The organism is Streptomyces roseirectus, from assembly GCF_014489635.1.
Lineage (GTDB): Bacteria > Actinomycetota > Actinomycetes > Streptomycetales > Streptomycetaceae > Streptomyces > Streptomyces roseirectus.
In genome coordinates, this window is record NZ_CP060828.1 from 9,103,367 (window position 1) to 9,116,204 (window position 12,838).

At 74.4% G+C, this 12,838-nt stretch carries 4 protein-coding genes and 1 pseudogene; all 5 read left to right on the forward strand.

Going from position 1 to position 12,838, the window contains the following annotated elements:
- Nucleotides 1-35 precede the first annotated feature (35 nt).
- Nucleotides 36-6,239: pseudogene (locus tag IAG44_RS39145) on the forward strand (type I polyketide synthase); the annotation flags it as partial.
- Between the two features lie 95 nt (nt 6,240-6,334).
- Nucleotides 6,335-7,741 (forward strand): NAD(P)/FAD-dependent oxidoreductase, encoded by a 1,407-nt coding sequence (locus IAG44_RS39150; RefSeq protein ID WP_187751784.1) that lies wholly within the window; start codon nt 6,335-6,337, stop codon nt 7,739-7,741.
- A 21-nt stretch (nt 7,742-7,762) separates the two neighbouring features.
- Nucleotides 7,763-8,998, forward strand: coding sequence for a cytochrome P450 family protein (locus IAG44_RS39155; protein ID WP_187751785.1), 1,236 nt, complete (start codon nt 7,763-7,765; stop codon nt 8,996-8,998).
- A gap of 118 nt (nt 8,999-9,116) precedes the next feature.
- Entirely contained in the window at nt 9,117-9,926 is an 810-nt protein-coding gene (locus IAG44_RS39160; protein WP_187751786.1) for an AfsR/SARP family transcriptional regulator, read from the forward strand.
- Between the two features lie 175 nt (nt 9,927-10,101).
- A complete protein-coding gene (locus tag IAG44_RS39165) occupies nt 10,102-12,663 on the forward strand; it encodes an AfsR/SARP family transcriptional regulator (RefSeq protein ID WP_187751787.1) in 2,562 nt (853 codons plus the stop codon).
- The last annotated feature ends 175 nt before the right edge of the window (nt 12,664-12,838 follow it).

The following is a 12,838-nucleotide window of genomic DNA, read 5'->3' on the forward strand; positions in this document are numbered from 1 at the left end:
CTGCAAGCAACCAGAACGACCAGGTGGTGACGGCGCTACGGGCGTCGCTCAAGGCCAACGAGCGCCTGCGCCGCCAGCACAAGGAACTGTCCGAGGCCGCCCGCGAGCCGATCGCCGTGATCGGCATGGGCTGCCGCTTCCCCGGCGGCGTCACGAGCCCCGAGGAGCTGTGGGACCTGGTGAGCGCCGGCCGGGACGTCCTCGTCCCGTTCCCCGCCGACCGGGGCTGGGACCTGGAGGCGCTGTACGACCCCGACCCGGACCGGCCGGGCGCGTCGTACGTCAAGACCGGCGCGTTCCTCACCGGGGCCGCCGAGTTCGACCCGGTGTTCTTCGGGATCTCACCCCGTGAGGCCGCCGCCATGGACCCCCAGCAGCGGCTCGCGCTGGAGACGGCGTGGGAGGCGGTCGAGCGGGCCCGGATCGTGCCCGCCGCTCTGCGCGGCAGCGCGACCGGCGTGTTCGTCGGGGCCTCCGACCAGGGATACGGGATGAGCCTGTGGCCGCCGCCGCCGGAACTGGAGGGGTACCTGCTGACCGGGGGCGCGTCCAGCGTGATCTCCGGGCGGATCGCCTACACCTTCGGGTTCGAGGGACCGGCCGTCACCGTGGACACGGCCTGCTCGTCGTCGCTGGTCGCCCTGCACCTGGCGGCACAGGCACTGCGGTCCGGGGACTGTTCGCTGGCGCTGGCCGGGGGCACCTCGGTCATGGCGACACCGGGGCCGTTCACCGAGTTCTCGCGGCAGCGCGGGCTCGCGCCCGACGGACGGTGCAAGCCGTTCTCGGCCGCCGCCGACGGCACCGGCTGGGGGGAAGGCGTCGGCATGCTGCTCCTGGAGCGGCTGTCCGACGCCCGGCGCCACGGGCACGAGGTGCTGGCGATCGTGCGTGGCAGCGCCGTCAACCAGGACGGCGCCAGCAGCGGGCTGACCGCGCCCAACGGGCCCGCCCAGCAGCGGGTCATCCGGCAGGCGCTGGAGCGGGCCGGGCTCGCGCCGGCCGAGGTGCACCTGCTCGAAGCGCACGGCACGGGGACCGCGCTGGGGGACCCGATCGAGGCACAGGCCCTGCTCGCCACCTACGGACAGGACCGCGAGGAGCCGCTGTACCTCGGGTCCGTGAAGTCCAACATCGGTCACACGCAGGCCGTTTCGGGGATGGCCGGGGTGATGAAGGCGGTCATGGCGCTGCGCCACCGGGTGCTGCCGGCGACCTTGCACGCCGACGAGCCGTCGCCGGCCGTCGACTGGGAGTCGGGGAAGGTCACCCTGGTCACCGAGAGCATGCCCTGGCCCCTTACCGAGGGGCCCGGACGGGCGGCCGTGTCGTCGTTCGGGGTGAGCGGGACCAATGCGCACGTGATCCTGGAGGAGGCACCGGCGGCCGAGCCGGCCGGGGCTTCGGGTGAGGCGGCCGGTGCCGAGGAGGCGGTGTCTCAAGCACCCCTGGAATCAGGGGAGTTCGCGACGCCGTTCCCCTGGCTCCTGTCCGCCCGTGGCGACGCCGCCCTGCGTGACCAGGCCGCGCGCCTCCTCGCCCACGTCGAGGCCCGCCCCGCCGCCGTGGACGCCGTCGGCCGAGCCCTCGCCACCACCCGCACCCTCTTCGAACGGCGCGCCGCCCTCACCGCACCCGACCGCGCCGGACTGCACGCCGCCCTGACCGCCCTCGCGGCCGGCGAACGGCACCCGGCCCTGGTCACCGGCGCCGCCCGGAGTGCCCGCACCGGCTGGCTGTTCTCCGGCCAGGGCTCCCAGACCCCGGCGATGGGCCGGGAACTGTACGCCCGTTTCCCGGTGTTCGCGGAGGCCGTCGACAAGACGTGCCAGCTCCTCGACGCCGAACTCCCGCGCCCGCTGCGGGAGGTGATGTTCGCACCGGCGGGCAGTGCGGAGGCGGCGCTGCTGGACCGCACCGAGTTCACCCAGCCCGCGCTGTTCACGGTCGAGGTCGCCCTGTTCCGGCTGCTGGAGTCATGGGGGCTGCGACCGGACTTCGTGCTCGGGCACTCGGTCGGCGAGATCGCCGCCGCGCACGTCTCGGGCGTCCTCACCCTGGAGGACGCGTGCACGCTGGTCGCCGCGCGCGGCCGGCTCATCCAGGCGCTGCCCGCGCGCGGCGCCATGGTGTCGGTGCGCGCGAGCGAGACGGACGTCCTGCCGCTGCTCGCCGGAGCCGAGGACCGGATCGGCATCGCCGCCCTCAACGGGCCCCGCTCGACGGTCGTCGCGGGCGACGAGGAGACCGTCCTCGCCGTCACCGCACAGCTCGCCGGACGCGGACACAAGACGCGGCGGCTCACCGTCAGCCACGCCTTCCACTCCCCGCTGATGGAACCGATGCTCGCCGAACTCGCCCAAGTGGTCGCCGGGTTGACGTTCTCCGCGCCGCGCATCCCGCTCGTCTCGACCGTCACCGGCGACCTCGCCAGTGCCGCCGCCCTCGCCGACCCGGCGCACTGGACGCGCCAGGTCCGCCAGGGCGTCCGCTTCCACGACGGACTGCGCACCCTTCAAGCGTCCGGCGCGACCCGCCTCCTCGAAGTGGGCCCCGGCGGCGCGCTCACCGCCATGGCCCGCGAACTGCCGGGACTCCACGCGGTCCCCGCCCTGCGCAAGGACCGTCCCGAACCGCAGACGCTGCTCGCGGCGGTGGCCGAGCTGCACGTGGACGGCGCCGCCGTCGACTGGTCCGCCGTGTATCCGCCGGCGCCCCCGGTGGACCTGCCCACGTACGCCTTCCAGCACGAACGCCTGTGGCCGGCCGCGGGCCGCGCGCACCGGGGCGACGTCGAGGCGGCCGGACTCGACACCCCCGACCACCCGTTGCTCGGCGCCAGCACCGAACTCGCCGACGGGGGAGTGGTGTTCACCGGCCGGCTGTCGCTGCGCACCCACCCCTGGCTGGAGTACCACGCCATCGCCGGCACGGTCCTGCTGCCCGGCACCGCCTTCCTGGAGATGGCGCTGCGGGCGGGCGAGCGGGTCGGCTGCGAGCGGGTCGGCGAACTCGTCGTCGAGGAACCCCTGATCCTCACCGCCGACGGCGCGACCCTGATCCAGCTCGTCGTCGGCGACCCGGACGGCCGGGGCGCCCGCACGGTCCGGATCTCCTCCCGCCCGGCCGAGGGCGCGGACGGCCTGCTGTGGTCCTCGCACGCGAGCGGAGTCCTGCTGCCGGACCCGCCGCCCGCGGCCTTCGACTTCCGCGAATGGCCCCCCGCAGGCGCCGAACCACTTCCGGTGGACGCGCTGTACGACCGGTTCGCCGACCGGGGCTACGCCTACGAGGACGCCTTCCGAGGTCTGAAGCACGCCTGGCGGCGCGCCGACGAGACCTACGCCGAAGTCGAACTCCCCGAGGAACAGCGGGCGTTGGCCGAACGCTTCGGACTGCACCCGGCGCTGCTGGACTCCGCGTTGCACGCGGTGGGCCTCGGCGGCGACGGCGGCCAGGAGACGGTCGCCCCCGTGGTGTTCTCCTGGTCCGGCGCCGCCCTGCACACCCCGGGCGCCACCAGCCTTCGGGTACGGCTCACCCGGGTCGCCCCCGAAGAGGTCTCCCTCGCGGTCGCGGACGCCTCCGGCCGGGCCGTCGCCGAAGTGGACTCCCTGGTGCTGCGGCCCATCGCCACCGAGCAGTTGACGAAGGCGCGCGCCGCACGGCACCCCGCGCTGTTCGGCACGGAATGGGTACGGGTGCCGACGGGTGCGGGTGCGGGTGCGGGTGCGGCCGTCGACGCGGTGCTGGTGCCGTGTCTGGACGCCGACGGGCCCGCCGAGGCGACCGGGAAGGCGCTGGCGGAACTGCGGGCGGCCCTCGCCGAGGAGCACGGCAGGCTGGTCTTCCTGACCCGGGGCGCGGCCGGACCCGGCGCCGCCGACCCCACGCACGCCGCCGTCTGGGGCCTGGTCCGCGCGGCCCAGAGCGAACACCCCGGCCGCTTCGTCCTGCTGGACGCCGACCAGGAACCCGACGCCCGCCTCCTCGCCGCCGCCCTGGCCACCGGCGAACCCCAACTCGCCCTGCGCGACGGCGTTTTCCACGCCCCCCGGCTCACCCCGCTCCCGGTCCCCGAACCGGCCCCGCTGCTCGACCCCGCCGGGACGGTCCTCATCACCGGCGGCACCGGCGGACTCGGCCGCGCGCTGGCCCTGCACCTCGTCCGGCGCCACGGTGTGCGCAAGCTGGCGCTGCTCAGCAGGAGGGGGCCGCAGGCGCCGGGCGCCGCCGAACTCGTCGCGGAACTGGGCGAGTCGGGTGCCTTCGCCGAGGTCATCGCGTGCGACGCGGCCGACCGGGACGCCCTGGCCGCCGTCCTCGCCGGCCTCCCCGACCTGACGGCCGTGTTCCATCTGGCGGGGCTGCTCGACGACGCCGTCGTCACCTCGCTCACCCCGGACCGCCTCGACGCGGTGCTGCGGCCCAAGGCGGACGCGGCGCGGCATCTCCACGAGCTGACCGGGCAGTTGTCGGCGTTCGTGCTGTTCTCCTCGGCCGCCGGCACCCTCGGCACCCCCGGGCAGGGCGCCTACGCGGCGGCCAACGCCTACCTCGACGCGCTCGCCGCGCACCGCACGGCCCAGGGTCTGCCCGCGTCCTCTCTCGCCTGGGGGCTGTGGGCCCAACCGGACGGCATGGCCGGGGAGTTGGGCGACGCGCACCTGGAGCGGATCTCCCGCGCGGGCATGACTGCGCTCACCGAACAGGACGGGCTCGACCTCCTCGACAGCGCCTGCGCGAGCGGCGAGGCGGCCGTCCTCGCCGCCCGGCTGGACTTCGCCGCCCTGCGCGGCCTGGCCGCCGCCCGCCCCGACGCCTTCCCCGCCCCCCTGCGCGCCCTCGTCCGCACCCCACGCCGCCGAAACGCCCGCACGCAGCACCCGGAAGGGAGCGCCGGTCTGCTGCGCCGGCTGCGCGCGCTGACCGAACCGGAGCGCCACGGCGCCCTCGTCGACCTGGTCCGGGCCGAGGCCGCCGCCGTCCTCGGACACGGCGGGGCCGAAGCGGTGCCCGCCGAGGCGGAGTTCCTGGAGCTGGGCTTCGACTCGCTGGCCACCGTCGAACTGCGCAACCGGATCGCCGAGACGCTGGGAGTGCGGCTGGCGACGACCGCGCTGTTCGAACACTCGACGCCGACGGCGCTGGGGGGTCTGCTGCTGACGGAACTGCCGGAGGGGGCGGCGGAGGAGCGGGTGGGGGAGGAGAGGGCGCTTCCTGCGGAGGCCCCGGCCCCCGGGCTCCCCATGCATACCTCGGCCCCCGGAACCGGGGCGGGCACTCCGGCCCCGGCAAGTGGCCCGCAGAGGGGTACAAGGCCCGCCGGGCTCCCCGCGCACACCCCGGCCTCCGGTACCGGGGCGGGCATTCCGGCCCGCAGGACCGGGACGCGCCCCGAACCCCGCCCCGCTTCCCCCGCCCTCGTCGGCCTCCTGGAAGACGCCGTGGCCAAGGACCGCTTCGCCGACTACCTCGGCCTCCTCATGACGGCCGCCGAACTGCGCCCCTCCTTCGACCTCGCCGACGCCCCCGACCTCGCCCCGAAACCCCTGGTGCTGGCGAGCGAACCGGAGACGCCGGCCCCCGGGATCATCGCCTTCCCGTCCATGCTCGCGGTGTCGGGCCCGCACCAGTACGCCCGGCTCGCGGCGGCCCTGCGCGGCAAGCGCTCCCTGACGGTCCTGCCCCAACCGGGCTTCCTCCCCGGCGAATCGCTCCCGACGAGCGTCGAAGCCCTCGTCGAGGCCCACGCGTCCTCCGTACGGAGCGCGGCCGGCGAACGGCCGTACGTGCTGCTCGGCCACTCCTCCGGCGGCATGGTCGCGCACGCGGTGGCGGGCCGGCTGGAGGCGGACGGCGCCGGGCCCGCGGCGGTCGTGCTCGTCGACGCCGTCCTCTTCGGGGACGCGGCGCTCGACGGGCTCGGGCGGGGTCTCGCGGACGGAATGGTGGCGCGCGAGCGGTCCGGCGCGCCGATGAGCGAGGACCGGCTGCTGGCGATGGGCGGCTATGTACGGCTCTTCCAGAGCTGGCGGCCCCGGGCGCTGACGGCGCCGACGCTGCTGGTGCGCGCCGCCGAACCGCTGCCGGGCACCCCGCCGCACAGCGGCTGGCGCTCCTCGTGGCCGCTGGAACACACCTCGGCCGACGCCGCCGGAAATCACTTCACGATGCTGGAGGAACACGCTCCGGACACGGCGGGAGCCATCACGGAATGGCTCGGATCAATTCTCTGAACGACGCGGTTCCACGCCGTGGAACAGGCGGCGAAAACAAACTGGCACGCCCTGTAGTAATGCGGTGGCGACGGGAAAGAAAAGTGGTGGATGAAATGGCGGACAAAGGCCGGATACGCCATGCCGTGGTCCTGGGCGGCGGCCTCGCCGGGCTGCTGGCGGCGACGGCGCTGACGCGGCACGCGCAGCGGGTCACCGTCGTCGAACGGGACCGGATGCCCGAGGGCCCGCAGCCGCGCAAGGGCACCCCGCAGGCCCGGCACGCGCACATGCTGATGTCCAGCGGGGCGGAGGCCATCGACCGGCTGGTCCCCGGCTTCACCGGGCGGCTGCTCGGGGCCGGCGGCCACAAAGTCACCGTACGCACCGGGGTGTTGTCGTGCACCGCGAACGGATGGCTGCCCCGCGAGGGGGAGTTGCAGTACATCATCACCGCGGGTCGGCCCCTGCTGGACTGGACGCTCCGCGAACTCGTGCTCGCCGACGAGCGGATCACCCTGCTCGAAGGCGTCGACGTGACCGGACTGACCGGCGACGCGCAGCGGGTCACCGGAGTCACCCTGCGCTCCGAGAGGGGCGACGCACCGAGCGAGCTCGAGGCCGACTTCGTCGTCGACGCCACCGGACGCGGCTCCAGCGCCCCGGGCTGGCTCGCCCGGCTCGGCGTCCCCCAGGTCCGCGAGGAGAAGGTGGACACCGGACTTGCCTACGCGACCAGGGAGTTCAAGGCCCCCGCCGCCCTCGCGGACCTCGTCGTCAACGTCACCGCAGACCCCGGCGACGCCCGCCCGGGACAGGCCGGCGCGCTGCTGCCGATCGAGGACGGCCGGTGGATCGTCACCCTGTCCGGGCTGAAGGGCTCCCGACCGCCCACGGAGGAAGGGGAGTTCATGGCGTTCGCGCGGGGCCTCAGGCATCCCCTGCTCGCCGATCTGATCTCGGCGGCCGAGCCGATCGGCGGCATCCACCAGTCGCGCTCGACCGTCAACCGCCGCCGCCACTACGAGGAACTGCCCGTCTGGCCCAGCGGGTTCCTGGTCGTCGGCGACGCGGCCGGCGCCTTCAACCCCGTGTACGGGCACGGCATGAGCGTCGCCGCCAAGACGGCCCTCGCCCTGCGCGCCGCCCTCGACCGGCACGGACCGCACCCGCGGCGCCCGCAGGCCCTCCAGGAGGCGGTCGCCGCCGCGGGGCAGGACGCGTGGTCGCTCGCCGTCAGCCAGGACCAGCGCTACCTCCCGTCCGACGAGGGCCGACCCGGGCTCGCCGCACGCCTGCTGCGCCGTTACATGGCCCGCTTCAGCCGCGCCTCCGCGAGCCGTCCCTCGGTCGCCGCCGTCGCCGCCGACCTCTTCACCCTCTCCGCCCCCCTGTCGCGGGTGACCGCGCCGAAGACCGTGCTCGCCACCCTCCTCGGCCCCACCCGACCGCCGCTGACCGAGCCCCCGCTGACCGAGAGCGAACGCAAGGCGCTCGCCGAAGTCACCGGCGTTTCCTACTGACTTGGCCCGAGGAGCCTTCCCATGACCGTCGTAGAGCCCCTTTACAGCCCCGGCTACTTCCACGATCCCTATCCCCGCCTCACCCAGGTCCGCGAGGCGGGCCCCGTCCACCACGTCAAACGCCCGGACGGCCTGGAGGTCTGGCTGATCACCCGGTACGCCGAGGCCCGCGCCGCCCTCGCCGACCACCGGCTCTCCATGGACGGCCACCGCATCCAACAGGCTCTCGGCGCCTTCGCGTACGGCTATCTCGACCCCGAGAACGACGCCCCGCACACCCTCCTGTCCAGCGACCCGCCGGACCACACGAGGCTGCGCCGGTTCGTCAACCGGGCCTTCACCTCACGCCGGATCTCCGGCCTGCGCCCCCGCGTCCAGGCCATCGTCGACGCCCTCCTCGACAAACTGGAGGGCCAGGAGACCGCCGACCTCATCGAGACCTTCGCCACGCCCGTCCCCATGGAGGTCATCTGCGAACTCCTCGGCGTCCCCGTCGCCGACGCGGAGGACTTCAAGGACTGGACGGCCGCCCTGTTCCTGCCGCCGTCCGGCAAGGAACAGGACCCCGCGACGGAAGCCATGCGCAACCTGCGCGCCTACCTGACCCGCCTCATCGCGGACAAGCGCGCCGCCCGCGACGCGGGCACCGAGGACGACGACCTGACGACCGCCCTCATCGGTGTCCGCGACGGCGACGACGACCAGCTCTCCGAGCACGAACTCGTCAGCATGATCGTGCAGTTGCTCATCGCCGGCCACGAGACGACCGTCAACGGCATCGGCAACGGCGTCTTCAACCTCCTCAGCCACCCCGACCAACTCGCCGCGCTGCGCCGCGATCCCACGCTCATCACAACGGCCGTCGACGAACTCCTGCGCTACGACGGCCCGTTGGAGACCGCCATCCTGCGCATCGCCACCGAGGACATCCCCATCGGCGACCAGGTCGTCCCGGCCGGCGCCTTCGTGAAGATCGTCCTCGCCTCCGCCAACCGCGACCCCGCGCACTTCACCGACCCCGACCGGCTGCTCCTGGACCGCAAGGAGAACCGGCACATCCAGTTCGGGCACAGCGTCCACAACTGCCTCGGCGCCCACCTCGCCCGCACCGAGATGGAGATCGCCATCGGCTCCCTGCTCACCCGCTTCCCCGGCCTGCGCCTGGCGGTCCCGGCCGACGAGGTGCCGTGGCGGGAGATCATGATCATGCGGAGCCTGGCCCGGCTCCCGGTCGCCCTGGGCGACCCGGCTGTGTAAACCCCCTGGCCGATGCCGTGAAAGGCCGTGAAAAGACGACGGAAGCAGGACGGAAGCGGCCACTCCTACGCTGACGGTGTCCGGCCTCCCCACGGGGCGGACACCGGAAGGCGGTTCAATGGAACAGGACTTGACGGTCACCCTCCTCGGCAGGCTCTCCGTCACCCGGCACCCGGGACAGCGCGCCAGCGCCCCCACCGCGCCCAAGGAACGCAAGATCCTGGCGCTGCTGCTGCTCGCCCAGGGCCGCACCGTGCCCATCTCCACCCTCGCCGAGGAACTCTGGGCCGCCGCCCCGCCCCGCCGGGTCGCCGCCTCGCTCCAGACCTACGTCCTCAACATCCGCGGCCGTCTCTCCCGCGAACTCGCCCTGCCCGGTTCCTGGGTGCGTGACCGGCTCGTCGTCACCAGCAACGAGGGCTACCGCTTCCGCACCGACGACTGCCACCTCGACCTCGCCGAGTACACCCGCCTCGCGGACCTCGGCGAGGCCGCCGCCGAACGCGGTGACACCGAGGACGCCGTACGGCTGCTGCGGGCCGCCGAGAACCTGTGGTGCGGACCCGTCCTGCCCGACCTCGAACACGGGCTGCCGCTGCGGGCGGAGAGCGTCCGGCTCGAACAACGCCAGCTCGCCGTACAGGAGTCACGCATCGAGGGCGAGCTACGGCTCGGCCGACACCGGCAGTTGGTGAGCGAACTGTCCATGCTGACCCTGCGCCACCCCTACCACGAGCGCTTCCACGAGTACCTGATGCTCGCCCTGTGCGCCTGCGGCCGTACGGTCCAGGCGCTGGAGGTGTACCAGCGGCTGCGCCAGTCACTGGTGGGGGGCATCGGCATCGAACCGTCCGCCCGCATCCGGCGGCTGCACGAGGACGTCCTGTGCGCCCGCGTACCCGAGTCGGCGGCTCCCGGCGATTCCTGAGAGCGCTGGCCTTGTTCGTCCGCACCACTGGACCGTTCCGTCCAATAACCGTCTGGAAATCGCCCCGGTGGGCCCGGCGCGGGTATTTTTCCCAGGGGTGTAACAAAACTGCCTGGGACCGACTCCACGACCGTGGAGTGATTGCCTGGCATCCGTGTGGAAAGGTGACGGGCGGATGCGAATTCCGGATATCGAAGTGAGTGCGCCGGATTTCTCCTTCACATTGCTGGGCCCTCTCGAAGTCGTCGGAGCCGACGGCGAGACCTGTCTGCTGCCCGGCCGGCAGCGGGCCGCCCTGTCCGTCCTGCTGATCCGGGCCGGCCGGGTCGCGAGCATCGGCCAGCTCGTCGACGCCATCTGGGAAGAGGTCCCGCCGCAGACCGCCAGGGCCCAGGTCCAGTTCTGCGTGCACGCCCTACGCCGGGTCCTCGACGACCTCGCCGTACCCGCCCGCATCGTCACCCAGCCCCCCGGCTACCGCCTGGAGGTCCCCGACGACCGCCTCGACAGCCGCGTCTTCGAACGCCACGTCGACACCGCCCGCGCCCTGGCCGCCGCCGGCCGCGCCGAGGACGCCGCCACCGCCTTCCGCCGGGGCCTCGACCTCTGGCGCGGCCCCGCCCTGGACGGCGCCGGACGCGCGGTGCGCGACCAGGTCGTCTGGCTCGACGAACTGCGCGCCCAGGCGCGGGAGCAGTGCGTGGAACTGGAGCTGGGGCTCGGGAGACACCGTGAACTGGTCGGTCCGCTGCGCACGTTCCTCGCCGCCGACCCGCTCGCCGAGGGGCTGCGGGGACAGTTGATGCTCGCGCTGTACCGGTCGGGGATGAAGGGCGAGGCACTGAACGTGTACCGGGCCGGACGGACGCTGAGCGCGGAGCAGCTGGGGCTGGACCCGGGGGAGCGGCTGCGGGGTCTGCAGGCGGCGATCCTGGCGGACGATCCGGGGCTGCTGTGGACGCCGGGGGAGCGGGCTGCGGGGGCTGGGGAGAGGGGCATGGGGCCGGGAGAGCGGGCCGCGGGGCCGGGGGATCGGGCGATGGGACCTGAGGGACGGCTCATGGAGCCCGGGGAGCGGGTGGCGGGGCCTGGGGGGCGGGTTGCGGGGCCTGAGGGATGGCTTATGGGGCCGGGGGAGCGGGCTGCGGGGCTTGAGGGGCGGCTTATGGGGCCGGGGGAGCGGGCTGCGGGGCTTGACGGGCGGCTCATGGAGCCCGGGGAGTCCGGGGAGCCGGCGGGGAGGTTCGCCGGGCGCCCGGGACCGTCCCGTGCCACGGCGGCGCCCGCGTACACCGACGACTCCACGTACACCGACGACCCCACGCTCCCCTGGAGACCTCGGCGCCCCGCGCCGCTCACCCCCGGTCGGTCCGCCCACCACCGCCCGCCCCGCCAACTCCCGGCCGCGATACCGGACTTCACCGGTCACACGGCCCTCGTCGCCGAACTCGTCCGCGAACTCGGCAGCGCGCGCGAACCGGCGGCGGGTCCCCGGATCGTGAACATCACCGGCGGCGCGGGCGTCGGCAAGAGCGCGCTCGCCGTGCACGTCGCGCACCGCGTCGCCGCCGCCTTCCCGGACGGCCAGCTGTACGTCGACCTCACCGACGTCCGCCCCCCGGGCGCCGCCCTCGCCCAGACCCTCGTCGGCTTCGGCTACGACGCCGGCTCGCTCGCCGGTGACGCCGCGAACGCCGCGCTGTACCGGAGCCTGCTGGCCGGCCGGCGGTTCCTGGTCCTGCTGGAGGGCGCCCGGGACGAACAGGACGTGGCGTTGCTGCTGCCGGGCTCCGCGGACGGCGTCGTCCTCGTCACCAGCCGGCGCCGGCTCACGGGGCTGCCGGGGGCGCGGTTCGCGCACGTCGACCCGTTGACCGGGACCGAGGCGGCGGAGCTGCTGGAGCGGCTGACCGGCGGGGGCGGGCGGGAGCCGGACGCGGTCGCCGCCCTCGTCGACCTCACCGGCGGGCTGCCGCTGGCCCTGCGGATCGTCGGCGCGCGGCTGAGGGCCCGGCCGCACTGGACCCTGCGCACGATGGTGCGCCACCTCGAAGAGGAGGCACACCGCCTCGACCTCCTCACCCACGGTGAACTCTCCGTCCGCGACAGCCTGTTGTCCGTCTACACCGACCTCGGCCCCGACGAGGCACGCCTGTTGCGCCGGCTGGGAGCCCTGAGCGGTCGCCGGCTGCCCCGCTGGACGGCGGCGGCGGTCCTCGGCGAGGGCCGCCGGTGCGCCGACGAACTCCTCGAACGCCTTGCGGACGCGGGCTTGCTGGACACCTCGACGGCGTCCCCGGCCGACGCCGGCCACTTCCACCGCACCGAACTGGTCCGCCTCTTCTCCGCGGAACGCCTGCGGGCGGACGAACCCGGCGCCGAGCCGGGCGTCCTCCGCCAGATCCTCGAAGGCTGGCTCTGCCTGGCGGAACACGCCCGCCGCGCGGTCCGCGCCCCCCACGCCCCGGCACCGTCCCCGGCCACCGCCTCCTGGCGGGTCCACGCCGACGCCGTCGCCGACGCCCTCACCGACCCCACGGCCTGGCTCCTGCGCGAACGCGAGGGCATGTCAGCGGCGTTGGCCCGGGGGCGCGAGCTGGGGCTGGAGGAGCTGTGCGGCGCGCTGACGCGCACGGTGAGTTCCTTGTGGACGGACCTGCGCGAGGGCGCGGAGTCGGAGAGGGCCCGGCGGAGCGGGCCGCGCGCGGTGTCACCTGCGGTGGGCTGGACAGCCTGACCGCAACCACCCCGCCCCACCGGCCACCCCACCGCCTCGGACAACTCCTGTGCCCCCCCCCCCGCGGAAGATTCCTGGCGGGTGTGCCGCTGAGGTGCCCCCGAGATGCGGAGGGCGACAGCGGATCAGAAGCTCAGGAAGTTGACCGTCGACCCCGAGGCTCTGCGTGGCTGGA